General features: G+C 71.5%; 24 protein-coding genes. 7 read left to right on the top strand and 17 right to left on the bottom strand.

The window, feature by feature from the left end:
• Positions 1–90: 90 nt before the first annotated feature.
• The 4 genes from EV562_RS16555 to EV562_RS16540 are packed head-to-tail and all read right to left on the bottom strand — an operon-like array spanning position 91 to position 4,721.
• A complete protein-coding gene (locus tag EV562_RS16555) occupies positions 91–786 on the bottom strand; it encodes a demethylmenaquinone methyltransferase (protein WP_133887587.1) in 696 nt (231 codons plus the stop codon).
• Positions 787–829: 43 nt separating this feature from the next.
• Positions 830–1,921: an acyltransferase gene (locus EV562_RS16550; protein WP_133887586.1), complete on the bottom strand. Its 1,092-nt coding sequence runs from the start codon at positions 1,919–1,921 to the stop codon at positions 830–832.
• On the bottom strand, positions 1,921–4,152 hold the full coding sequence (locus EV562_RS16545; protein ID WP_133887585.1) for a glycosyltransferase: 2,232 nt from the start codon (positions 4,150–4,152) through the stop codon (positions 1,921–1,923). The genes EV562_RS16550 and EV562_RS16545 overlap by 1 nt, the downstream gene beginning before the upstream one ends.
• 17 nt (positions 4,153–4,169) lie before the next feature.
• Positions 4,170–4,721 (bottom strand): hypothetical protein, encoded by a 552-nt coding sequence (locus EV562_RS16540; protein WP_243860072.1) that lies wholly within the window; start codon positions 4,719–4,721, stop codon positions 4,170–4,172.
• 192 nt (positions 4,722–4,913) lie between these two features.
• On the opposite strand from EV562_RS16540, the gene EV562_RS16535 reads away from it, so the two are divergent.
• The gene (locus tag EV562_RS16535) at positions 4,914–5,942 is read left to right on the top strand and encodes a chitinase (RefSeq protein ID WP_133887584.1); all 1,029 of its coding nucleotides are present in this window, start codon (positions 4,914–4,916) and stop codon (positions 5,940–5,942) included.
• A 7-nt stretch (positions 5,943–5,949) separates the two neighbouring features.
• Here EV562_RS16535 and EV562_RS16530 read toward each other — a convergent pair whose 3' ends face one another.
• The 4 genes from EV562_RS16530 to EV562_RS16515 form a co-directional block, all read right to left on the bottom strand.
• Positions 5,950–6,549, bottom strand: a complete 600-nt coding sequence (locus EV562_RS16530; RefSeq protein WP_133887583.1) for a hypothetical protein — start codon at positions 6,547–6,549, stop codon at positions 5,950–5,952.
• 7 nt (positions 6,550–6,556) lie between these two features.
• Positions 6,557–7,756: a cyclic dehypoxanthinyl futalosine synthase gene (mqnC, locus tag EV562_RS16525; RefSeq protein WP_102928285.1), complete on the bottom strand. Its 1,200-nt coding sequence runs from the start codon at positions 7,754–7,756 to the stop codon at positions 6,557–6,559.
• 78 nt (positions 7,757–7,834) lie between these two features.
• Positions 7,835–8,641, bottom strand: a complete 807-nt coding sequence (locus EV562_RS16520) for an A24 family peptidase (RefSeq protein WP_166661831.1) — start codon at positions 8,639–8,641, stop codon at positions 7,835–7,837.
• An 8-nt stretch (positions 8,642–8,649) separates the two neighbouring features.
• Positions 8,650–11,655 carry a BTAD domain-containing putative transcriptional regulator gene (locus tag EV562_RS16515; protein ID WP_133887581.1) on the bottom strand — a complete coding sequence of 1,002 codons (3,006 nt, stop codon included), beginning with the start codon at positions 11,653–11,655 and terminating at the stop codon, positions 8,650–8,652.
• Positions 11,656–11,929: 274 nt separating this feature from the next.
• On the opposite strand from EV562_RS16515, the gene EV562_RS16510 reads away from it, so the two are divergent.
• A complete protein-coding gene (locus EV562_RS16510) occupies positions 11,930–12,577 on the top strand; it encodes a hypothetical protein (RefSeq protein WP_133887580.1) in 648 nt (215 codons plus the stop codon).
• A gap of 53 nt (positions 12,578–12,630) precedes the next feature.
• The gene (locus tag EV562_RS16505; RefSeq protein WP_243860088.1) at positions 12,631–13,623 is read left to right on the top strand and encodes a hypothetical protein; all 993 of its coding nucleotides are present in this window, start codon (positions 12,631–12,633) and stop codon (positions 13,621–13,623) included.
• On the opposite strand, the gene EV562_RS16500 is transcribed toward EV562_RS16505, so the two are convergent.
• On the bottom strand, positions 13,613–14,506 hold the full coding sequence (locus EV562_RS16500; protein ID WP_133887579.1) for a hypothetical protein: 894 nt from the start codon (positions 14,504–14,506) through the stop codon (positions 13,613–13,615). The two genes, EV562_RS16505 and EV562_RS16500, sit on opposite strands and share 11 nt — an antisense overlap.
• A 159-nt stretch (positions 14,507–14,665) precedes the next feature.
• On the opposite strand from EV562_RS16500, the gene EV562_RS35595 reads away from it, so the two are divergent.
• From EV562_RS35595 to EV562_RS16480, 4 genes are read left to right on the top strand one after another with little or no spacing between them, the layout of a single operon-like run.
• Entirely contained in the window at positions 14,666–16,228 is a 1,563-nt protein-coding gene (locus EV562_RS35595; protein ID WP_243860071.1) for a WXG100 family type VII secretion target, read from the top strand.
• 3 nt (positions 16,229–16,231) lie between these two features.
• Positions 16,232–16,606 carry a hypothetical protein gene (locus tag EV562_RS16490; protein ID WP_133887578.1) on the top strand — a complete coding sequence of 125 codons (375 nt, stop codon included), beginning with the start codon at positions 16,232–16,234 and terminating at the stop codon, positions 16,604–16,606.
• 46 nt (positions 16,607–16,652) lie between these two features.
• On the top strand, positions 16,653–17,300 hold the full coding sequence (locus tag EV562_RS16485) for a hypothetical protein (RefSeq protein ID WP_133887577.1): 648 nt from the start codon (positions 16,653–16,655) through the stop codon (positions 17,298–17,300).
• A gap of 22 nt (positions 17,301–17,322) precedes the next feature.
• Positions 17,323–17,664: a hypothetical protein gene (locus EV562_RS16480; protein ID WP_133887576.1), complete on the top strand. Its 342-nt coding sequence runs from the start codon at positions 17,323–17,325 to the stop codon at positions 17,662–17,664.
• A gap of 77 nt (positions 17,665–17,741) precedes the next feature.
• Here the strand turns inward: EV562_RS16480 and EV562_RS16475 are convergent, their stop codons facing one another.
• The 8 genes from EV562_RS16475 to EV562_RS16440 all read right to left on the bottom strand — a co-directional run bounded on the left by EV562_RS16475 (position 17,742) and on the right by EV562_RS16440 (position 23,704).
• Positions 17,742–18,203 (bottom strand): pilus assembly protein TadG-related protein, encoded by a 462-nt coding sequence (locus tag EV562_RS16475; RefSeq protein ID WP_133887575.1) that lies wholly within the window; start codon positions 18,201–18,203, stop codon positions 17,742–17,744.
• Entirely contained in the window at positions 18,200–18,634 is a 435-nt protein-coding gene (locus EV562_RS16470; RefSeq protein ID WP_133887574.1) for a TadE/TadG family type IV pilus assembly protein, read from the bottom strand. Before EV562_RS16470 ends, EV562_RS16475 begins: the two co-directional genes overlap by 4 nt.
• Positions 18,635–19,015, bottom strand: coding sequence for a TadE family protein (locus EV562_RS16465; RefSeq protein WP_243860087.1), 381 nt, complete (start codon positions 19,013–19,015; stop codon positions 18,635–18,637). It abuts the gene before it with no gap.
• Positions 19,016–19,175: 160 nt separating this feature from the next.
• Complete coding sequence (locus EV562_RS16460) at positions 19,176–19,436, bottom strand: hypothetical protein (protein WP_133887572.1); 261 nt, start codon at positions 19,434–19,436, stop codon at positions 19,176–19,178.
• Between the two features lie 89 nt (positions 19,437–19,525).
• On the bottom strand, positions 19,526–20,446 hold the full coding sequence (locus EV562_RS16455; protein WP_166661830.1) for a type II secretion system F family protein: 921 nt from the start codon (positions 20,444–20,446) through the stop codon (positions 19,526–19,528).
• A complete protein-coding gene (locus tag EV562_RS16450; protein WP_166661847.1) occupies positions 20,443–21,453 on the bottom strand; it encodes a type II secretion system F family protein in 1,011 nt (336 codons plus the stop codon). The genes EV562_RS16455 and EV562_RS16450 overlap by 4 nt, the downstream gene beginning before the upstream one ends.
• A gap of 62 nt (positions 21,454–21,515) precedes the next feature.
• Complete coding sequence (locus EV562_RS16445) at positions 21,516–22,823, bottom strand: ATPase, T2SS/T4P/T4SS family (protein WP_133887570.1); 1,308 nt, start codon at positions 22,821–22,823, stop codon at positions 21,516–21,518.
• Positions 22,820–23,704, bottom strand: a complete 885-nt coding sequence (locus EV562_RS16440; RefSeq protein ID WP_133887569.1) for a hypothetical protein — start codon at positions 23,702–23,704, stop codon at positions 22,820–22,822. Before EV562_RS16440 ends, EV562_RS16445 begins: the two co-directional genes overlap by 4 nt.
• Between the last annotated feature and the right edge of the window lie 17 nt (positions 23,705–23,721).

Below are 23,721 nucleotides of genomic sequence, written 5' to 3'. Positions count from 1 at the left end.
CCTCCCGCGCCATCGCCCCGCCACCCGGCCCGGACCGGACCGCGGGTGCCGGCGGGGCCGGGGAGCCGGCCGTGCTGCCGCGCGTCGCGCTCAGCCCGCCTTGAACCCGCGGTGCAGCGTCACCACGCCGCCCGTCAGGTTGCGCCACGCGACCCTGGACCAGCCGGCCTTGCCCAGCCGCTCGGCGAGCGCCGGCTGGTCGGGCCAGGCCCGGATGGACTCCGCGAGGTAGACGTACGCGTCGGGGTTGGACGACACCGCGCGGGCGACCGGCGGCAGGGCGCGCATCAGGTACTCGGTGTAGACGGTGCGGAACGGCGCCCAGGTCGGGTGCGAGAACTCGCAGATGACGACCCGGCCGCCGGGCCGCGTCACCCGGTACATCTCGCGCAGCGCGGCGTCCGTGTCCTGCACGTTGCGCAGGCCGAAGGAGATGGTGACGGCGTCGAAGACGTCGTCCTTGAACGGCAGCCGGGTCGCGTCGCCCGCGGTGAACGGCAGCCACGAGTGCCGCTCCTTGCCGACCTTGAGCATGCCCTGGGAGAAGTCGCAGGGCACGACGTAGGCGCCGGTGCGGGCGAAGGGCAGGGAGGAGGTCGCCGTGCCGGCCGCCAGGTCCAGGACCTTCTGCGCCGGGCGGGCGTCGACGGCCCGGGCGACCGCCTTGCGCCACGCCCGGTCCTGGCCGAGCGAGAGCACGGCGTTCGTCAGGTCGTACCGTTCCGCGACGTGGTCGAACATCGAGGCGACTTCGTGCGGCTGCTTGTTCAGGGAAGCGCGGGTCACGGGCCCATTGTTGCAGCACCCTCCCCACTCACCGCCGACGGGCTCACGGCAGCAGGCGCGGCCGCTTCCGCGCGGCGACGTCCTCCACCCACCCGAACAGCAGCACGAAGAGCGCGATCAGGACCCAGCCCACCCCCAGCAGGAACCACTGGCTGTCCAGCGGCAGGTACGCCTCGAAGGCGGGCACGTCCCAGAGCCGGTCGATCAGCGGCACGGCCAGGACGAGGGCCAGCTCGTGCCAGAGGTAGATCGTCACCGCGCGGGCGTTGAACACGCTCACCAGCCGGTCCAGCCGCCGCAGCCGGACCGGTCCGGAGAGGCCGGACCCGAGCCGCGTCTTGGCGTACATCAGCAGCGTCACGAAGCCGGCCGACCAGAAGGCCTGCGCGAGCGGGATGTCGTCGAGGTCGTAGGTGCCGTACTCGGCCCGGTGCGCGAAGGCGTACCAGGCGCCGCAGACGAGGGCGGCGAGCGACAGGACGACGACCGGGACCGGCCTGAGGCGGCCCAGCACGCCGTCGCGGTGCGCGAAGCCGAGGACCCAGCAGAAGAGGTACGTCGCCAGGTCGAGCAGGCCGGTGCCGAAGCGGTCGTCCGGCGGCTGCCGGAGGAACTGCAGCACGACGATCGGCGCGAGGGACAGCAGCAGCACCGGCACGGGCGCACGCCGGAAGAGCCGCAGCAGGAGCGGGGAGAGCAGGACGAACCACAGGTACGTCCGCAGGTACCAGAGGATCTCCCAGGCCTGCTCGCCCCAGGCACTGCCCGGCGGGTCGCCGAGCGGCACCACCCAGTAGACGATCTGCCACCCCGGCATCCAGCCGCGTGCCAGCATCGCGCCCACCACGAACAGGCCCCAGCACCAGAACGGCGGCAGCAGACGGCGCAGCCGGCTCCGGACCACCGTCGCCGCGGGCCGCCGCAGCGAGCGGGCCATCAGGGTGCCGGCCAGGCCGAACATGACCCCCATGGACGGGAAGAGCAACCCGGCCCAGGGCCAGCCGAAGGCGTGGTAGGCGACGACCCGGACCAGCGCCAGGGCGCGCAGGGTGTCGAAGTACCGGTCCCGGCCCGGCGCCGGGGAGCCCCCGTCCGCGGGAGCGGTGCGCGGGGCACCCTTGCGGTGCGCGCCCATCAGCCGGCCCCCGTGGTCCCCGCCGGGGTGCCGACCTCGCCCGTCCGCTTCAGCTTCTGCCAGCGCAGCCGCCCGCCGGTCAGGGCGGTGACGCAGGAGTGGATGAGGACGAGGTACATCATCTGCCGGTACGCCAGCTGCTGGAGCGGCATCATCAGCAGGTACCGGTACTTCTCCCGGTCGAGCCGGAAGGCGTACGCCGCGCACACCAGCTGCACGCCCAGTACCGCGAGCCACGCGAGGAGTGCCGCGCGGAAGTCGACGAAGAGCATCGAGTAGACGGTGAACACGTCGATGAGCGGCGCGAACACGGGCGTGACCACCTGGAAGAGCACGACCAGCGGCATGCCGACGCGCCCGAAGCGGCCCGAGGGCCCCCGGTCCGTCAGGGACCGGCGGTGCTTCCACAGCGCCTGCATCGTGCCGTACGACCAGCGGTAGCGCTGGGACCAGAGCTGGCCCAGCGACCCGGGCGCCTCCGTCCAGGCGCGGGCGTGCTCCTCGTAGACCACCCGCCATCCCGCGCGGTGCAGGGCGATGGTGATGTCGGTGTCCTCGGCGAGGGTGTCGTCGCTCATGCCGCCGGCCTGGAGGACCGCCTCGCGCCGGAAGGCGCCGATCGCGCCGGGGATGGTCGGCATGCAGCGCAGCAGGTCGTACATGCGCCGGTCGAGGTTGAAGCCCATCACGTACTCGATGTGCTGCCAGGCACCGATGAGGGTGCGCCGGTTGCCGACCTTGGCGTTGCCGGCGACCGCGCCGACGGCGGGGTCGGCGAAGGGCTGCACCAGGTGCCGCACGGTGTCCGGCTCGAAGACGGTGTCGCCGTCCATCATCACGACGACGTCGTACCGGGCGTGCCGGACGCCGTTGTCGAGGGCGGCGGGCTTTCCCGCGTTGGCCTGCCGCACGACGCGGACGCCCGGCAGTCCCAGGGACTCGGCGATCTCCGCCGTACCGTCGGTGGAGCCGTCGTCCACGACGATGATCTCGATCGGGTGGGTGCTGCCCGCCAGTGACCGCAGCGTCGCCTCGATGCACTCCTTCTCGTTGTACGCCGGGACGATCACGCTCACCGGCCCGGTGACGGGCGGGCCCCAGCTGAAGCGGCGCCTGTTGCGCTGTCTGTGGTGGCGGCGGGCGAGGACCAGCATCATCGCGAACCGGCCCAGGACGGCCACGCCCACGACCACGAGTCCGGCCGACAGCGCCGGCACCGTCCACTCGGCGACGGCGACGGCCGCGATCAGCGCCCTGCCCTCGTAGAGGGTGGCACCGGTGGCCTCGTGGTGGGCGGCCCGGAGGCCGCCACCGCTGCCGCCGGGTTGCTGTGGCCGCTGCTCGGCCATTGCACCGCTGACGGTGGTGAAGGTGTAACCCGCGGCCTTCATCTTCTCGATGTACTTCGGCAGCGCCGCGATCGTCTGCGACCGCTCGCCGCCGGCGTCGTGGAAGAGGACGGACGCGCCCTCGTCGTCCTCCGGCGTGGCCCACTCGACGATCTTCGAGGCGCCGGGCCGTTTCCAGTCGTCGCTGTCGGTGTCGACGAAGACGCTGGTGTAGCCGTCCTCACCGAGGCTCTGGTAGACGGGCCAGCTGTAGTCGTCGACGGCGTCCGTCTGCGAGGAGTAGGGCGCCCGGAACAGCGTGGTGGTGATGCCGGCCGCGCCGGCGAGGGCGAGCTGGGTCTGCTCGATCTCGCGGGTGACGCGAGCCCGGCTCTGGAAGGAGAGGTCGACGTGGGTGAAGGTGTGGACGCCCACCTCGTTGCCCTGTTCGACCATGTCCCGCACGATGCCGGGGTGGCGCGAGACCATCGAGCCGACCAGGAAGAACGTGCCGGGCACGTCGTACTTCTCGAGGATCTCCAGCACCCGCGGTGTCCAGGTGGGGTCCGGGCCGTCGTCGAAGGTCAGCACGATCGTCTTGTCGGGGACGGAGACGGTGGTGGCCTGCCCGCCCGGGAAGGACAGGATCGGGCCGCCGTCCAGTACCTCGTCGGGGACGTCGCTCGCCGAGGCGCCGGTGCGGACGCGCTCGTCGCCGCCGACCTCCGCGCGCAGGTAGCCGTCGAGGAGCAGCACGCAGGTCAGCGCGAGCAGGAGCAGCAGGGCGAGGAGAACACGGGGGCGTTGCAGGGCGGCGGCCCGGCCGGCGGCCCGTGCCATGCGGGTGGGAGCGCGGCGGCGGCCCCGGGCGCGCGGGGTGGGGGGCGGGGTGCGCGTGGTCATGGGGTGGGGGCGTCCGGTCAGTCGGTGCGGGCGGAGGCGGGTGCGGTGGCGGGTGCGGATGCGGTGGCGGGTGCGGTGGTGGCGGTGGCGGGTGCGGTGACGGGCACGGATGCGGTGGCGGTGGCGGTGGCGGGTGCGGTGACGGATACGGATGCGGTGGCAGCGGTGTCGGGTGCCGCGCTGGGGGCGACGGAGGGCGCGCCGCTCGGCGGGGCGCCCGTGGGAGCGGCCCCGCCCTGGGGACGCGTGCCGCCGCCGGGACCGGGTCCGCCCTCCGGTCCGCCGCCGCCCCCGACGCCGAAGGGCAGCAGCGAGGACGGGTTGACCGAGATGCCGACGCCCATGAAGGCCAGGCCCAGGACGGCCGTGTAGCCGACGCACACCGCCCCCACCAGCAGTCCCAGCCGGCGCAGCAGCCGGGCCCGGCGTCCGGTGCTGTCGACGAACACGGGCCCCTCGGCGGATCCGTCGTCGCGGATGCGGCGGCGACCGCGCGCGGCGGTACGGGACGGGGCACGGACGGCGGCGCGGGGTGCGGCGCGGGGCGGGTAGGCAGGCTCGGAGTGCATGCCCCCGGACGTTAGGGAGCCTTGCCTGTCGTCGACTGGCAGGTTCTTGAGAGATTCCGGTGAAAAGCGGCCCGTCCTGTCCGTTTCCTGGGAGACGGCACCGCGGAGCGCCCTTTCCTCAGCGAAGACCCAGGAACGCGTGCCACCTTCACTGGTCCGACGACGACAACGGACGAAACGGGAGAGTGGCTCATGAGGGTTCACCGGAACGCGGCGGCCGGGTGCGCCCTGTTGTTCACCCTGGCCACCGCGGGCTGCGCCGGACGGGGCGGCACCACCGACGCGGCCCCCGCGGCACCGCCCGCGTCCTCGGCGTCCTCGGCGTCCTCGGCGTCCTCCGCGCCGGCCACCGCCTACGCCCCCTACGTCAGCGCCACCACGGCCTCCGCCACCGACACGGCGGGCTCCCCCACGGTGTACAACCTGGCGTTCGTCATCTCGTCCGGCGACGGCTGCGTCCCCCGCTGGAACGGTGTCCAGGAGATCGACGACGCCTCCGTCGCCGCCCGCGTCGAGAAGCTGAAGGCGTCCGGCGCCACCGTCCGCGTCTCCTTCGGCGGCGCGTCCGGCACGGAACTCGCCGCCGCCTGCGACAGCGCCCCCGCGCTGGCGGCGGCGTACGGCGCCGCCCTGGACGCCGCCGGGTCCGTGCGGGCGGACTTCGACGTGGAGGGCGACGAGCTGACCGACGCCGACTCCGTCGCCCTGCGTTCGGAGGCGATCGCGCTGCTCCAGGAGGAACGCGGCGGCCTCCAGGTCTCCTTCACCCTCCCGGTGATGCCCTCGGGCCTGGACACCGACGGCCTGGCGCTGCTGGCGTCGGCGAACGACCACGGCGTGCGGGTCTCCACGGTCAACCTCATGACCATGAACTACGGAGAGTCGTACACCGCCGACATGGGCGACTACGCCCTCACCTCGGCGAAGGCCGCCCACACGCAGCTGAGGAAGGTCTTCGGCACCTCCGACGCGGACGCCTGGCGGGGCATGGCGCTCACCTCGATGCTCGGCGTCAACGACGTCGCCGGGGAGACCTTCACCCTCGAAGACGCCGCCGAGGTCCGCGCCTTCGCCGTGGAGAAGGGCGTCGCCTGGGTGTCGATGTGGGCGGCGTTCCGGGACCGGCGGTGCGCGGACGACGCGTCCGCCCAGGACGCGCTGACCGACTGCAGCGGGGTGGAACAGGAGAGCGGCGCGTTCGCGGAGGCGTTCGCGGGCTAGCGTGCGCTCAGCGCCGCCGGTACACGATCCGGCCCGCGACGACGGTCGCCACGCACGCGGACGCGCCGTCCCGCACCAGCGCGGCCCGGTCGGGCACGTCGAACACCGCGAAGCGGGCGGGGTTCCCGGGGGCGAGCGCGGGAAGCAGCACCAGCGGCACCGGCGAGAACGACGCGGGCCCGGGCAGGCCGGCCGGGCGCCCCGCCAGGGCGAGCCCCGCTCCGCGCACCGCGTCCAGGGCCGCGCGCCCGCGCAGCTCACCGGCGACGGCGACCGTTCCGTGCGCCAGCATGCGCTGCACTCCGCGGCGGGCGCTGGCACCCCGCGCGGACGGGTTGCCGGCGAGGAGTGCGAGCCCGCGCTCCCCGAAGACCGGCTCGGTACCGAGCCGGTCCGCTTCGCGCGGGTCGGGGTGGTACGCCTGCTCCAGCAGCTCCGGACCGTACGGGTTGAGCAGTCCGGGCGTCAGGAGTCCGGGCCACCGGCGCACCCGCGCCCGCGGGTGGTCGGCGACCAGCTCCTCGTACGAGCCGACGGCGGCGAGATGCGCGCCGTCGGCCACGACGGCTGACTCGGGCGAGGCCTCGGCGACGTGGATCGTCAGCACGGCGGCGTCAGTTGGACGCCAGCAGCTTCAGCTCGGGGTGGGCGGTGCCACCCTCGATGGCCGTGGACGAGATGTGGGAGACCACGCGCTCGTCGACGGGGTCGTTCGCCGGGTCGTCGTGCACGACGAGGTGCTCGTACGTCGTCGCGCGCTGCGCCGGCACCCGTCCGGCCTTCCGGATCAGATCGATGATCTCCATCCGGTTGGAGCGGTGCTTGGCACCGGCGGAGGAGACCACGTTCTCCTCCAGCATGATCGAGCCGAGGTCGTCCGCGCCGTAGTGCAGGGAGAGTTGACCGACCTCCTTGCCCGTGGTCAGCCACGACCCCTGGATGTGCGCGACGTTGTCGAGGAACACGCGGGCGATGGCGATCATCCGCAGGTACTCGAAGAGCGTGGCCTGCGTGCGGCCCTTCAGGTGGTTGTTCTCGGGCTGGTAGGTGTACGGGATGAAGGCGCGGAAGCCGCCGGTGCGGTCCTGCACGTCCCGGATCATCCGCAGGTGCTCGATGCGCTCGGCGTTGGTCTCACCGGTGCCCATGAGCATCGTGGAGGTGGACTCCACACCCAGGTTGTGGGCGATCTCCATGATCTCCAGCCAGCGCTCGCCGGACTCCTTCAGCGGCGCGATCGCCTTGCGCGGCCGCTCGGGCAGCAGCTCCGCGCCGGCCCCCGCGAAGGAGTCGAGCCCGGCCGCGTGGATGCGGGTGATGGCCTCCTCGACCGACACCTTCGAGATCCGCGCCATGTGCTCGACCTCGCTCGCCCCCAGGCTGTGGATGACGAGCTCGGGGAACTCCTTCTTGATGGCGGCGAAGTGCTTCTCGTAGTACTCGACGCCGTAGTCCGGGTGGTGGCCGCCCTGGAACATGATCTGCGTGCCGCCCAGCTCGATCGTCTCCGCGCAGCGGCGCAGGATGTCGTCGAGGTCGCGGGACCAGCCCTTGGCGGTGTCCTTCGGCGCGGCGTAGAAGGCGCAGAACTTGCACGCCGTGACGCACACGTTCGTGTAGTTGATGTTGCGCTCGATGATGTACGTCGCGATGTGCTCCGTACCGGCGTACCGGCGGCGGCGCACGGCGTCGGCGGCGGCGCCCAGCGCGTGCAGCGGAGCGTCGCGGTACAGGTCCAGCGCCTCTTCGGGAGTGATCCGCCCACCGGCGGCGGCGCGGTCGAGGATGGGCTGAAGGTCGGCCTTCTCGGTCACCGGCGTCCCTTTCGCAAGGTTCGTAAGGGTTGTGGACGGACGCGACCAGCGTACGCCAGGCGTTTCGCCCGCTCGTGCTCAGGCCGCGTAGGCCCCGGCCAGGACGCCGAGGAAGGCTCCCGCGATGAGGAAGGGACCGAAGGGGATGGCCGTCTTGCGGTCCGCGCGCCGGGCGACCAGGAGGGCGCCGCCGTACAGCGCCCCGAGCAGGAACCCGGCGAAGGTGCCCAGCATCAGCGTGGGCCAGCCGTACCAGCCGAGGGCGGCGCCGGCCGTGAGCGCGAGCTTGACGTCGCCGAAGCCCATGCCGGCCGGGTTGACGAGGAACAGCACCAGGTAGCCGGCGCCGAGCGCGAGGGCGCCCAGCAGGGCGGTGGTCCACTCCCCCGCGTGCTCGGGCACGAGCGCTGCCAGGCCGAGCAGGGCGAGTGCGGCACCGGCGAGCGGCAGGGTGAGCGGGTCGGGCAGCCGCCGTACCTTCAGGTCGACGACGGCCAGCAGCACGCCGACCGGGGCGAGCAGCAGCCAGACGGCGAGTTCGGGCCGGGTCCCGGTGGCGGCGGCGAGGGCGGCGCAGACGAGGGCGGTGACGGGAGCGAGGACGAGGCGGCTCGGCCCGTAGGGCACCGCCGGCGGCACCCGGTGGTACTCGGCGCCGGTGGTGGCGTCGTACGTCGGCTCCGTCGCCCCCCGCGCCGGGTCGCAGTCCCGGCAGCGGGCCCGGCCGGCCCAGCCCCGGACCGGGTGGCCGCCGGGGCACGCGGTGCGCCACGCCTCCCCGGAGGGGGCGGAGAACCGGTAGGCGGCACGCGGCAGCAGCGCGCCCGTGACCGCGCCCCACAGCGCGGCGACGAGGACGACCGCGAGATCGACGTCGATGCCCATGGCCGTGTTCATCCGGCGGCGGCGACGCCCTCGCGCCAGGTCGGCAGCAGTTCGTCGAGCAGCGCCTCGGTGCGGGGCGGCAGTCCACGAGCCCCGCTGCGGCCGACGAGGTCGGCGGCGAGGGCGCGCAGCCGGCCGGGGTCGCCGGTGGCGTGCGTGGCGCGCAGCAGCTCGTGCCACAGGCGCTCGTCGGCGGGGGCGGTGCGCAGCGCCGCGTTCAGCGCCTCGATGGCCTTCTCCGCACGGTTCTTCTCCAGGTGGAACTCGGAGAGCGCCAGCCCGGTGTCGGCGACGAGCAGCGGGAGCTGGGCGTCGACGATCTCGTGGGTGAGCCAGCGGTAGCGGCCCTGGGGCCGGTCGGCGAGCAGCGGTCCGCGCACCAGCACCAGGGCGTCGGTGAGCAGCCGCCCGCGCACCTGGCGGCTGCCGGCGCCCCGGCCCTGCGTGGCCTCGTAGTAGAGGGAGCGCAGCACGTCGAGGTCGGAGACGACGGACTTGGCGAGGGTGAGCCGTCCGGTCGCGTCGGTGGCGAGCCGCGGTGTGCCGTCGGGGTCGGCGCCGAGCCAGGCCCGCAGCCGCTCCAGCAGCGCGTCGCGCACGTCCGGGGTCACGCCGCGCGGCCACAGCGCGGAGGACAGCACGCGCGGGTGGACGCCCTCGCGGTGCAGCAGGAGCAGCGCCAGCGCCTCGTGCAGCAGGGCGCTGCGCTCGCCGTCGGGCGCGTCCAGGCCGATGATCTCGTACGAGCCGACGAGGCGGGCGTACACGGCGGGCCGGCCCTGCTCGCTGACGTCGACGAGGAACGGCGGCGCGTTGCCCGGCCGGCCGGGACCGCCCTCGGGGCCGGAGCCGGGATCGGCGTCGGTGAACAGCTCGACGACGGCACGCTGCTGGGCGAGGGGCAGCAGCTGGGCTTCCAGCTCCAGCCCGAGCAGCGGCGCGAGCAGCCGGCCCGCGCCGGTGATCTCCATCTCCCAGGCGGCGCCGGGCAGGTCGGTGCCCTCGGTGCCGACGAGGTAGCCGATGCCGAGCCGGTCGGCGTCGGCGGCGAGTTCGGCCAGCCGCAGCGCGTCGTCGTCGGAGGGCCGGGCGGCGAGCAGGACGAGGTGCGGCGCCCAGCGGGTGTGCTGGGCGGGGCCGGTGCGGCCGGTGAGCACGGAGTCGTGCCCGGCGGCCCCGAGCGCTCCGCGCCGCTGCCGGGTCTCGGCCGACATGGTCTCGAAGAGGTCCTCGAAACCGTCGAGATGCCGGATCCGGTTGGGCGCGAGGGGCGTGAGATCGTCCCCGAACCCCACCAGGGTGATGGTCATACGGTCCGACCAGCCGTTGGTGGCCAGTTCGGCGGCGACCGACGCGAACACGGCGGCCCGGTCGGACTCGGCGCCGCTCAGCGAGACGATGCCGGGCACGGCCTCCAGGTTGAGCAGCAGCCGGGAGTCGTCCATGGTGCCGAGGCTGACGAGCCCGGGGTAGGGCGCGGCCGTCTCGGCGTCCTCGTACCCCTCGGCGTCGGCGCGGGCGAGCATCCAGAAGGTCTGGTCCTGCCCCTGCTGCCAGGGCGCGGGCGGCTTCCCTGCGGGCTGGGCGAGCTGCAGGTGCAGGTCGCCGTTGCCGCTCATCCAGGCCGCGTAGACGACGGGCAGCGGGCGGGACTCGGCGGCGAGGGCGGCGGCCAGCCCGCGCAGCGACCGGTCGAGCAGGCGTACACCCTCGGGGTCGGCGCCGACGAGCAGCGCGTCCTGCACGTCCTGCGCGTCGCCGGTCGGCGTGGGCGGCTCCATGCCGCGCCGCCCGCCGACCGCGCCCAGCGCCGACTGCCACATCGCCTGCCGGCGCCGGCGCCCGAGGGCACCGAGGAGACCTGCGGCGAGCAGCGGCGACGCGAGGAGCGCCTCGGGCAGCCCGAAGGAGTCCTCGGCCTGGCCGGCGGCGGGGGTGGCGTGCCGCTGCCCGGCACCGGGGACGGGAGTGGCCGGCGTGACGGGGTTCGCGGGCGTGGGCGCGGGCCGCTGCTCGGGCAGCGAGACCTGCGCGTCACCGCCCTGCGCTCCCCCTCCGCCCCGGGCGTGGTCCCCGCTCTGCGCGTAGTCGCTGATTTGCTGCTGCACCTGCTCGGGGACGTCCGGCGCCTCGTCGGGCATCTCGACCAGCTCGCCGCCGCGGGCGTCGCCGGGCATCTCCATGATCCAGCCGGGCCGGATGAGGGACGCCTCCGACAGGCGGGACCCGTCCGGCTGCACCCGGTCCTTGTTCAGCTCGAAGATCTCCTTGTACCGGCGTCCGTCACCGAGGTGCCGTTCGGCCACCTCCCACAGGGAGTCGTGGTGACGCCCCTCCGGCGGCTGGATCCGGTAGTACTTCGTGTCCCCGCGCGCGGCGGCGGAACCTCCGTCGGCCCGGGCCGCGGACTGTCCGGCCTGCCCCGCCTGCTCGGCGAGGGCGTTCGCGGTGGCGGCGGCCTGCTCCTGCTGCTGGGCGAAGAGTCCCGGCGTCTGCTGGGCGGCGGCGACGGACGGCTTCTGGTTCCCCTCCAGGCTCTGCCCGAGCTGGGACAGCCCCGGCGTGAGGCTCGCCGCGGTGGCACCGACGAGGAGCAGCGCGGCGACGAGCTGCCGGGCGAGGAGCTGACTGGGCCCCGACCCGGGCACCCGCCCCGGCACCCCTACGCCGGACAGCGCGGCCTTGACCTCGACGAGCACGCAGGCGGTGAACTGCGCCCAGGCGAACCAGACGATGACGGTGAGGATGTGCAGGAAGGTGGAGACGGTGATCTCACGCTGCAGCCAGTCCAGGCTCGGCGCGCCGTCGGGCAGCGGCCAGCCGATCTGGGTGGCCAGCGCGAGGGGCACGCCGACGACCAGCACCAGCAGCACCACGAAGGCGAGGAACGCCTTGACGAAGTCCCCGAACGACCGCCGCCGCACCCGCACGGGCTGAGGCGTGCGGTTCCTCGGTGCGGAGGGTGCCGAGGGAGCCGTCGAGCTTGAGGAGCTTGATGTGCGGCGTCGCGGCATGGGCGGAGTCCTGGGTCGTGGTCGTGGGCGGCGCAGGCCGCGGGGCGTCCGGGATGAGGGGTGTGCTGAGCCTACCGAGATCTTATGGACTCCCACCGTCGGCGGCGAAGGGGCGAGGGAGGCCCGCATCACAACGTCCGCCCGCTTCATGCCGTTTGCCCGCCTCTGCGGACTCCGCCTTCACACTCCGCGCACAATCCCCGAAAACCGGTCAGAGCGCGCCCCTGGTAGCTTCGTTCCCTGTCGCACACGTCGTATCCCGGGGGGAACACCAGTGGCCCGCAGCGCCCTCACCATGACCGCCGCCACCTTCGCCGCGACGGCGTCCCTGCTCCTGACCGCCTGCGGCGGGGAAGATTCCTCGCCGGACGACATCAAGGGGGCGGAGACGGGGAGTCCTTCGGCATCGGAGTCGGCCTCCCCCTCCGCATCACCCGGCGTCGAGCGTCCGGCGATCGAGCTTCCCAGCAGCTTCCAGCTGACCTTCGAAAACTGGAAGAGCAGCGACGCCAAGGAGCAGGCTGTTCTCAATGACGCCAAGGAAGAGCTGCGGGCGGGATACGCCGCGATCATCGCCAACGACCCCGACAGTGAAGCCGTCGCCTTCTACGACACTGACTCAGGCCACGCGCAGAGCAAGAAGTGGATCAGGTCGTACACCGACAAGAACGTGACGGTCATCGGCAAGCTGCCGGTCTTCGGCCCCAAGGTCAGCCTGCTCGACGACGGCAGCACGGCGTCTCTCGGCTACTGCACGAACGAGAGTGACGCTTACACGAAGCACCGGAAGACCGGAAAGGTCGAAGGGAATCCCAAGGACATGGATCCCGAGGTGTATTACCTGGTAACCCTCCGCAAGAGCAGCCAGGGCGTGTGGCAGAACGCCTCCGTCCGTTCGGAGAGGGGCGAGTGCGCGAAGTGAGGGTCTGGCACAGGGGCCTGCCGGTCATCGCTGCGTCACTGACCACCGTCCTCGTGTACTCCGCTCCCGCCCACGCCTTCGGCGGATCCGACACGAGAGGCGAGGCCGAGGGCAAGGAACTGACCGCCTCCGCCCAGCGCACCAGCATCAGGGTCACGCAGGTGGACGGCCCGACGGACGGCAAACGGGGAAGCCTGAGCGCAACCGACGTCAACTGGGAACCGCCGCCCTGCTGGTACGAACCGGTGTTCACTCCTGAGGAACTCAAGGACTTCGCGGAGCACGACGCCGGTGGTGACGTCAGCCTCCGCCAGGGGTGGTACGGGTCGCAGTTGTGGACCGATCACTTCAAGGACGGCAAGGACGCGCCCAACTATTTCGGGACCCCGTCTTCGGTGAAGGGCTACAAGGACTACAACCTGGGCAAGAAGGGCTACTTCTGGCGCGGAGTCGCTCCGCGGCTTGCCGGCCTCGACGATACGTCCCTCTGCAACAGGCTCATGTTCTGGCAGGACGCGGGCGAGATCCCCGACGACCCGAATGCACCGACTCCGCAGACCCTCGCGGAGTACGCCTACGACAAGGTCGAGGTCCCCGCCACCGAGATCGAGGCAAAGCCGGCCGCCAAGTCCACCGTCAATCTCCCCACCTGGGTCTGGCTGGACAAGGGCACCTTCAAGGAGGTCAAGGTCCGGGCCGAGCTGCCCGGCACCGGGCTGTGGGCGGAGACGACCGCCAAGCCCGTCGCCCTCCACCTTGAACCCGGCACCGCCGACGCCGAGACCTTCCCCGCCTCCGGCGACTGCGAGATCGACGCCGACGGCTCCATCGGTACGCCGTACGCGAAGGGCAAGGCCGACGAGACCCCGCCCTGCGGCATCCGTTACCTGCGCGCGTCGAACGGCGGACCGTACCAGCTGAGCGCCTCGATCACCTGGGAGATCTCCTGGGAGGGCACCGGCGGCGCCCAGGGCGACCTGCCGGACGGCACGTTCGAGACGACGCAGGACATGGAAGTCCAGGAGATCCAGTCCATCAACCGCTGAACAGGTCCTCGGCCCGCTCGGCGGTCACCGCACGGCGGGCCCAGACTTCGAGCTGATCCAGGTCCGAACAGGCAAGCACTCGCTCCCGCACGGCCTCGGACACCGGGATGGCCCGCCACTCCAGGATCCGCAGGGTCATCCCGGCCCGGTCCTCGAGCCGCCCTTCTTCGCGACCCTCGACCCGGCCTTCCTCACGGACCTTCTCGGCCACCGGGTTGTTGAAGAAGTAGCGGATCTCCGACATCAGGTCCCTCCAGATCTCCTTGGCCCGGGAATCGGCCAGGCATGACTCGATGAGCTGTCCGAACACCGCCGCGCTCTCGCCGTCGACGGTCCGCAGAGCGAAAGCCAACGGTTCCAGTATGGCGGCAGCCTTTGCACCCCGCCCGTGTGTCATGGCCGACAGCACGGCGAGCGGGACGTCTCTCTCGGCCTCCCGTTCACTCGCGATCACCGGCACGTTGTCCGGGCCGATCACCAACGGTCGCACCGTCATCGATTCCCAGCCGGGCAGCCCTCGCCTGATGGGTCGGGAAGCCCAGCGTGCCGTAGCACCGCTTTGCGTGATCACGACGAGTACCGGCTCACAGCGGTACTTCTCATACAGGTACGCGAGGTAGTACGGCCAGCTGCCACGCTTCCTCTCGTCCTTCTTCCCCTGCGCCTCGACGACGAGCAGGTAAGCCCCGTCGTCCGTCTCCACCCGCATCAGCGTGTCCACGCGCCGCTCGACGGGTTCGATCTCCGTCACGTCGGCGTTCAGGACCGCGAAGTCCCGCGGCTCCGGGAAAGGAACGCGCAGCACCTTCTGGAACGCCCGCGTGAGCAGCGCCGGGTCCTTCTGGAAGACCCGGTGCAGGGCCTCGTGCGACGAGCCGACCATCAGCTCTCCCTCCTGTGCGATGTGATCAACGCGCCACGCCGCGACAAGGTCACACCACCTGTCCTTGCGCCGACCCGACACAGGTCTGCAGCGCGTGCGATAGGTTCGTACGCGCGTTCCAAGCGGGTACATCTAGCAACGTGCACGGGGGAGAACACGGTGTCGCACAGGCCTGCGGACTGGCACGTACTCGACCTGGACGAGGACCCGACTCCGGGCGACCCGGACCGCATTCGCAAACTCGCCGGCACCCTGCACGACTTCGCCGATGACGTTGCCGACGTTCTGCGCGGCCTCAAGGGGATCGCCAAGGAGGACGAAATCCTCTCCTGGGCGGGCAAGACGGCGGAGGTGTTCGCCGAGGAGTTCGAGGACGCCCCGAAGAAGCTGCGCAAGCTGAAGAAGTCGTACGGCCTGGCGGGCGACGCGCTGGCCACGTTCTGGCCCGACCTGCGGGATGCCCAGGAGAAGGCCGACAAGGCGCTGCGCGACGGTCGCAAGGCCCGCGACGAACTCAGCACCGCACAGACTGCGTTGACCGGTGCCGAGGACTGGGTCCGCAGGGCGACCGAGAAGACCGACTCGTACGATCCGGCCAAGAACGGCGGCAAGGACGTCCCCAAGCCAGACGAGGCCGACGTCCGCCGCGCCACGCGTGACGCCCAGCACGCGAAGGCCCGCCAGGCGGCGGCCGAGCGGAACGTGGAGAGCGCCCAGAGCGCCCTCGACGCGGCCAAGAAGCTCGCCGGTCAGGCGAAGGGGTTGCGCGAGGAGGCCGCCCGTCGGACGGTGACCAAGCTCCGGGAAGCCTCCGACGCCGGCATCCCGAACCGGCACTGGTGGGAGGAGGTGGGCGACTGGGTCTCCGACCACTGGGACGAGATCGTCACCGTCTGCAAGTGGGTCGTGACGATCGTCGGCATCATCGTGATGATCGTGGGCGGCCCGCTGGGGTGGTTGGTCTTCGCGGCGGCCCTCGTCGTGATGGCGGACACGATAAGAAAAGTCATCAAGGGAGAAGCCGGCTGGGGGGATCTCCTGTGGGCGGCGCTGGACTGCATACCCGCGACCAAGGGATTCACCAGCATCGCGAAACTCGGCAAGCTGTGGAAGGCAGGCGGCCTAAAGGCGCTCGGCGCAGGACTCATGGGCGGCATTGGCGGCGGCCTGAAAGGACTCGCCAGCGGCATCCGATCCGGGTCGGCCAACATTGCCTCAGTCGTAAAGGGTCTCGCATCCCGTGGGAAAAAGCCACTGTCCCTGAAGGTCACGCCTTTCAAGGACGGTCGCCCGGGCATGCTCGTTTTCGCCCCAGGAGACCGACTCCTCAAAAGCATGAATCGGGTAAAAAACAATGGCACCTTCGACGTGGGAATGCACGGATCCCCCACTTCAGTGGGTTATCAGGTGAAGGAGGGCGCCGCCCACTTGGCCGAGAACTGGCAGAGCTTCAATCATCGCGAGATGGCTTCACTGATGCGAGCACACGGATGGAACGGAGAACCTGTTAGGCTGCTATCCTGCCAAACCGGTATGAAATCAGATGGATTCGCACAGAACCTGGCAAACACCCTCGGAGTCAAGGTCGAGGCTCCCAATGACTTTCTCTGGGTCTGGCCTCACGGCAAGACGGCTGTTGCACCGTTCAACGACGCCGGGACTTACATGCACCCGACGCTTCGCGGCGGGTTCGAAACCTTCCACCCGAATGGGGGAGCTTAGAAAATGACTATGATTCCTGCGCCTCACCGAATCGGCGAGCCTCAACTGGAGGCCGACTTTGCACCAGGAACGCTCGACGAAGAAATGGCCGATCGGCTCTCCGGCTTCCTTGAGGAGGCAGAGCCAGTGCTTTTCTCACCGGGCACTGTACCCGACCCCTTCTCCGATTCATCAGACATGCACGTTCGCGTCGGGATCATGACCGATGGCACTTGGGTCTGGCAGCTCGCCTGGTCGGACTACGTCAAGTATCACAGAGTGGCCCCACCACGCGAATTCCTCGATCACATCATCTCACGCAAATTCACTGCGCCAGAGCTTACCATTGAGCAGACACTGGAGATTGCTGAGGCCGAAGGGCTTCCGCTGCCTGAGTGAGGAAGGGATTTACGTGCGCGCCATACCAGGTTGGGTGACATAAAGCATGAGTGACCGAAAGTCTGCAGGGTCAGAGCAACGGGACGCTCCGTTCGGTATTTCAGTTTCGGTTCCGAATTCGTGGTGGGAGTTCGACATCCGTCCTGAAGGCCGAGAGGCGACGATCCGCGCCTTGGTGGATGAACGCCTCGAAGAGACGCCCGAACTCGGACCGTATCGCGCCGATCTGACCGCCATGCTCCGGAAGATGGCCAAGGACGCCCACGACTCCGGTGCCCTCTACCTGGGGTGCATGGCCGAGAACTTCGACGGTGTACCGCTCTCCGCGACCGTCACCGTGTCCGTTCTAGGCGCCAGGAACAAGCAGGGCGTCGCCCTGTCCACCGATCCCCGGGCCATCGCCGACAGCCTGCGTGTGATCACCGCGCGGCGTGAAGGCGATGCCTGGCGCAAGGTGACGACGGTCGACATTCCCGAAGTGGGCATGGCCGCGCGGACCTACGGCGTAGAGGACGTACCGGTGGCGCCGGGCGACAGTCGTACCCTCCGTATGGTGCTCACGCAGACGTACATCCCCGTCCCCGGAACCACCGACCAGGTCGTCCTCGTCTCCGGAGCAAGCCCGGTGCTGGATCTCGCCGAGGCGTTCCACGACATCTTCGACGCTGTGACCGGCTCCTTCCGTTTCGTCTGACCCGCAGAAAGGACTTCGGGCCATGGGCAAGAGCGATCTCGCGATCCCGTTGAGCGACCTGGAGGACTACGGGCGCCAGTTGCGGTCGCTGAAAACGCGGCTGAACCACACGAAGAAGCTCTTCGAGTCCTATCAGGACGACATCGGCGACGGCAGCGTCAACGACGCGCTCGACGACTTCGAGTCCAACTGGGAGGACGGCCGCGAGGACATCGGCCAGCAACTCGACGCCCTGGCCGGGATGTCGGACGCCGTCGTCCGCGAGTTCAAGAAACTCGACGACGATCTCACCAAGAAGGTCAACGACGCCGTGAAGACGGAGGACAAGCGGGGCGGCAAGGGCGGCAAGGGCGGCGGCACGTAGCAGCCGGCCGGGGTCGCCGTACCGCACCTCGGTGGGACTGGTCCCTCACCGGGTCGGGCCACGTCCGGTACGCCGGCTCACCCCACCTCGTTCTCCGCCACCGCCTGTCCGTGGACCACCACGTCGCCGCCGTAGAACATGCCGGTGAAGACCGGGGCGTAGGTGAGCTGGACCTCGACCTGCACCTGGGCCGCGTCGGCCGTGACGCAGTGGGTCGCGGCGATGTCCGCGCCGGTCATGTCCATCTCGGCGGCGAAGGCCTTGACCCGGGCGTCGCAGTTCTCGTAGTTGATGGGGGCGGGGCCGCCCACGTCGTCGTAGAGGGCCTCGCGGTCGATGTCCTGGGCGGCGTAGCGCGCCGCCTGCTCCGCGATGTCCGCGGCGCGTTCGCGCTTGGAGATGGACATGCCGCCGTCGATGACGAAGGCCGAGAGGGACAGGAAGACCAGCGCGAAGATGATGACCGCGCCGGCGCCCGAGCCGCGGTCGTCCAGCCGGGTGCGCCGGTCCGCGAGCCACTCGCGTACCAGGGATCTCACGCCGTCCTCCGGTACGGGTCCAGCGGCGAACTGAAGGTCGCCGACAGGGTGGTGGGGATGTCCAGGCCGATCGAGGCCAGGCCGCGCACCTCGCAGCTCACCTCGACGGTGAAGAGGGTGTCCGGTTCGAAGCCCGGGCTCTTCTGGACGACGGAGACCGGGCCGGAGCAGACGTCCGCGAGGTTGGACTCGGCGGCCTTCTTCGCCTCCGCGATCGCCGTGCCGTGGTCCTTCTGGATCGAGCCCGCGCGGGCCGCGTCCCTGGCGGCGCCGTCGAGTGCGCCGCGGCCGTCGACCAGCTGGCCGAAGGCCACCAGGACGAGGATGAACAGGATCATCACGGGGGCCAGGATGACCACCTCGACGGTGGACAGGCCCCGGTCGTCCCCGCTCCCCCGCGGCCGGTCGCCTCTGCGGCGGGAGTGGTCCATCTAGTTGCCCCCCTCCTGCACGAAGCGCTCGACCGGCCCCGTCGACCGGGCGTGCACCGTCAGGTCCAGGCCCGGGAAGACCGTGGGGATACGGGCCGTGATCTCCACGCCGACCGTGTTCTGCTCCGGCTGGAGGGTCTTCACGTCGGGTGACAGGACCAGCTGCGGGCCGAGTTGGCCGATGTAGCTGTCGACCACGTCCCGGGCCTCGCCCCGCCACGCGCCGGGCCGGGCGTCGGCCGTCGCGCGGGCCTTGCGCGCGCCCGCCTGGGCCGCGGCCTGCGCCACGTGGTCGGCGAAGAAGTACAGACCGAACTGCACCGTCGCGAAGATCATGAAGAACAGGACCGGAGTGAGCAGCACGAACTCGATCGCGGTCATGCCGGAGTCGTCACCGCGGCTGGTCGCGGCCTCCCGCGCGGCGTCCACCCTGCGGCGCACCCGTCCGTGCACGCCTCTGAGCACGCCGCGCGCGGCGCCCGGCGTCCTCGTCCCCGTCTGTCCCGTCACGTCGTCCCCGTCAGTGCCCCGCGCCGGCCGGTCAGCAGGTCTTGCCCGCGTCCGCGCCCTTGATGCAGTCGCCGACCTTGTTGGCGCCGTCGCTGAGGGCGGTGTTGATGATGGCGGCCACCACGCCGACGATCGCGACGACGACCGCGGAGATGATGACCCACTCGACCGCGGAGGCGCCGCGGTCCAGTTCACCGGAGCGGGCGCGGTCCACCCGGGCCCGCAGGAAGGTGATCAGGAAGTCGACGGGCACGATGCCCGTGGTGCCGGTGCGGAAGTTCCGTCCGTTCATGGTGGGTTACGTCCTCTCGTATCGGTTCTGGGAGCGAAGCGGCTCGGAGCTGCTGGATCGGGTCTGGCACGGGTGCGTGGAAGGCGGCGTCACACCTGGAACACCCGCATCGCCGCCGGGTAGATCAGGAACACCAGGAACCCTGCGCACAGCAGGAGCTGGGCCACGAGCATCGACTGGGACTTCTCACCCGCGCTGCCCTCGATCTCGGCGAGTTCCCGGTGCCGCATGGTCTCCGCGCGGGAGGCGAGGGACTCGCGGACCTTGGCGCCGTCGTCCGCCACCAGGGCGAGCGAGGCGGACAGGTCCTTGAGCTCCTCGACGCCCAGGTCCTCGCCGAGCTGGCCCAGCGCCTGCCACTGGCTGATGCCCGTGATGCGCGCGTCGGCCAGCGCGTTGCGGATGCGGTGGGTGGCCCAGCCGTCGGAGACCTCGGCGGCCGCCATCAGCGCCTCCGGCAGACCGCGGCCGCCCGCGAGGCTCATGGAGACCAGGTCCAGGTAGGCGCCGATCACGCGCCGCAGGTCACGGCGCTTCTCGGCGGCGTCCCGGCGGACCTCCAGGTCGGGGAGGAAGAAGAAGAGCGCTGCGCACAGCAGGGCCAGCCAGACCGGGATGATCGGGCTGTCGCCGAAGCCCAGCTGCCAGACGATGGCGAACAGGAACGGGCCGAAGAACAGCCCGCCCGCGGCCAGCAGCGCCTTGGTCGCCAGGAACTTCTCCCAGCTGCGGTCCAGCACCGCCAGGTCCGCGCGCAGCGAGCGCTGCTCCCAGCCCTGCTGGAGGTACAGCTCGGCGACCCGGGCGCCGACCTGGGCCCGCAGCGAACCGAGACGGCCGGTGTCCTGCGCGGCGCGGGACGACTCGTACGCCGCCCCGCGCGCCCGCATCGCGTCGATCCGGGCGACCTGCTGGACCGGACTGCGTCTGCTCGGCATCAGGGCGCGGACCAGGGCGTAGACGCCCAGTCCGATGACGGCGCCGACCAGGACCGGCATGGTCAGGTTCATCGACGTACCCCCTCGTCCCCGGACGCCGGCGACGGCTGCGACGGTTGCGGCAGGCGCTGTACGGGCTGCCCCGGCCGACCGGAGTGGCCCGGCTGGCCCGGCTGGCCCGGTGTGCGGGGGCGCACGAACTGGACGCCCGCGCCGTCCCGGACCAGGAAGCGTTCCGGCGTCTCGATGGTGGACAGCTTCCGCAGCCACCAGAAGCCCAGCGCGAACAGCCCGCACACGCAGGCCAGGACGAGCTGGCCGACGGGTGAGCCGTACGGCTCGACGAAGTCCCGGTTGAAGATGGACAGGCCGAGGACGAAGAGGACCGACACCGCGACCACGATCTGTACGGACCGGCGGGTCGAGGCGCGCTGCGCCATCACGCGCTGGCGCATGTCGACCTCCTCGCGCGCCGACTTGGCGAGCGCGCCGAGGACCTGCCGCAGACCCGGGCCGCGCAGCCGCGCGTTGAGGATCAGCGCGGCGACGATGATGTCGGCGGACGCGTCGTCGATCTCGTCGGCGAGGTGCTGGAGCGCGTCGGGCAGCGGGGTGCGCGAGCGCAGCCGGTCGACCAGGGCGTCCAGGTGGGGCCGCAGGACCGGCGCCGCGGCGCGGGCCGAGGCCGGGATGGCCTGCTCCAGGCCGACCGCGCCCGCGATGGTGTCGCGCAGCGACTCGGTCCAGGAGGCGAGGGCCTCGACCCGCTTCATGGCGGCGCGTTCCTCGGAGGCGCCGCCGAAGAGGCGGTCCCAGAAGAAGACGAGGACTCCGGCCGCGATGCCCAGCACCGCCCAGCGGGTCAGGAGCAGGACGGCCAGACCGACGAGGGCGGCTGCGGAGCCGCGCCGGCCCGCCCAGCGGATCAGCTCGTTGACGCGCTCGCTGGCCTGCCGCTTCTCGTGCTCGGGCTTGACGGGCAGTCCGCGTACCGCGACCAGGAAGAGGGCGAGGCCGCCGCCGACGGCGACGCCGCAGCCGAGCGCGTACAGGACCGTGGTCGAGAACAGTCCGCCCATGGAGCCGAGCGAGTCCAGTGCCGCGAGGGTGGTCGTCGCGTCGTTCGTGGCGCTCATGTCCGTCACCCCCACGTTCCGTTGGGCCGGTAGCCGTAGGCGATGAGTTCCTCCAGGCAGGCGATGGGGGCGTGCGGTACGACCTGGCCGTCCGGCGTCTCGGCGAACACCTCGCTGGACAGTACGCGGCCGTCGACGCCGTTGACCTCGCGGACCGAGGTGACCGTGCGCTGGAGGCGCCCGCCGCTCTGGAAGTCGTTGCGCCGCTGGACGAAGACGACGAAGTTGACAGCGCCCGCCACCAGCATCTGGCTGGCCTCGATCGGCAGCCGCTCGGTCGCCTGGAGGGCGTACGTGGAGATGCGGTTGAAGACCTCGTGCGAGCTGTTGGCGTGGATCGTGGAGAGCGAGCCGTCGTTGCCCTGCGACATCGCGTTCAGCATGGTGACGATCTCGTCGCCGAGCACCTCACCGACGATGACGCGGGAGGGGTTCATGCGCAGGGAACGGCGGACCAGTTCCGCCATGCCGATGGCGCCCTGGCCCTCGGAGTTGGGGAGCCGCTCCTCGAACGCCACGACGTTGGGGTGGAGTTCGGGGAAGGTGTCGAGGCCCAGCTCCAGCGCGCGTTCCACGGTGATCAGCCGCTCGTGCGGCGGGATCTCGTTGGCGAGGGCGCGCAGCAGCGTCGTCTTTCCGGCGTTGGTGGCGCCCGCGATCATGATGTTCTTGCGGGCCCGGACCGCGCAGGCCAGGAAGTGGCCCAGCTCGGGGGTGAGGGTGCCGTTGCCGACCAGGTCGGAGATGAAGACCTTGCCCAGGCGGGCGCGGCGGATGGAGAGCGCCGGGCGCCGGGCGACGTCCATGACCGCCGACAGACGTGAGCCGTCCGGCAGCCTGAGGTCCAGCTGCGGGTTGGCGGAGTCGAAGGGGCGGGAGGACAGACCCGAGTAGGCGCCGAGGATCTGGATCAGCTCGATGAGCTCCTCGTCGGTCTCGGCGACCGGCTCGCCGCGTACCTCGCGCCCGTCGGAGTAGCCGACGAAGACGTGGTCGCAGCCGTTGATGTCGATGTTCTCGACCTCGGGGTCGTCGAGCAGCGGCTGGAGCCGCCCCACGCCGAAGAGCGCGGCGTGCACGGCGGCCGCGTACGCCTCCTCGGTCTCCGCGTCCAGCGGCGTGCGCCCGGCGTTGATCTCGGCGCGGGCGTACTCCTCGAGTATCTGCGCGATGACGGCGCGGGCGTAGTGCCGTTCGTCCTCGGTGGACATCGGGGTGACGCCGGAGACCTGGTCCTGGCGGCGCTGCTCGGCGATGCGGTCACCGGCGTCCTGCCGGAACCGCTTGACCAACGCGTGGTCGACAGCGGTCATCGGCCGGCCCCCGCGTGGCCGGACATGCCGGCGGGACCGGTGTGGCCGGTGGCACCGGGACCGGCGTGGCCGCCGGGCACGGACCAGGCGGCACCGAACTGCTGGTACAGGTCCGAGGTGACCTTGCGGGCCGAGCGGATGAGCAGCGACTTCTCCAGCCGCCCGCGCCTGCGCCCGGCCAACTGGTCGGCGCCGGCCGGGTCGTCGGCGATCGTGCCGACCACGCGGGCGCCGGTCTGGGCGTGCACCAGCATGTCGTTGACCTGGCCGGAGAGCTTGGCCGCGTTGTTCGTGTCGGCGACGAGGACGACGCCGATGAGCGGCAGGCCCAGGCTCGCGGCGCCGCGCGCTCCGCCGTGCAGCTTGTTGGACAGCGCGGCGGCGCGGTCCCGTACCCGGGCGATGGCCTCCGGCTCGGTGCGGGAGAGGAGCAGGACGAGCGCGGCGTGCGGAAACAGCTCGGTCGCCGGGGAGTCCCCGCTGACCCGGCCGCAGTCGGCGATGACGTCGGCGGGCGCGTTCGGGGAGTCGGCGAGGGAGGCGAAGGCCCGGCCCAGGGTCGGCCACAGCCCGGCGAGCCCGGCGGCCTGCTCGGAGATGCCGAGCCCGACGAGGACTTCGAGGCCGCCGCTGAGCGGCTGCACGTGGTCCCAGAGCTGGTCGGGCACGAGGCCGCGGCGCGCGGTGGCCGCGATCGACAGCATGCCGGTGTTCGGGTTCAGCGGACCGCCGTGCGCGGCGGCGGACCGGTACACCAGGTCGCCTCCCGCCGGGTCGGTCTCGGCGAGCAGGACACGGCGCGGCCAGACCGCCGCGAGGGCGACGGCCGCGGTGGTGACGCCGGGGGAACCCTTGTCGGCGGCGAGGGCGATGAGGGCCATGGCTTCTTCGGTCGCCT

It is taken from the genome of Streptomyces sp. BK208 (assembly GCF_004364245.1).
Lineage (GTDB): Bacteria > Actinomycetota > Actinomycetes > Streptomycetales > Streptomycetaceae > Streptomyces.
The sequence above is the reverse complement of the archived record's forward strand: the minus strand, read 5'-3'. Positions and strand labels throughout refer to the sequence as shown.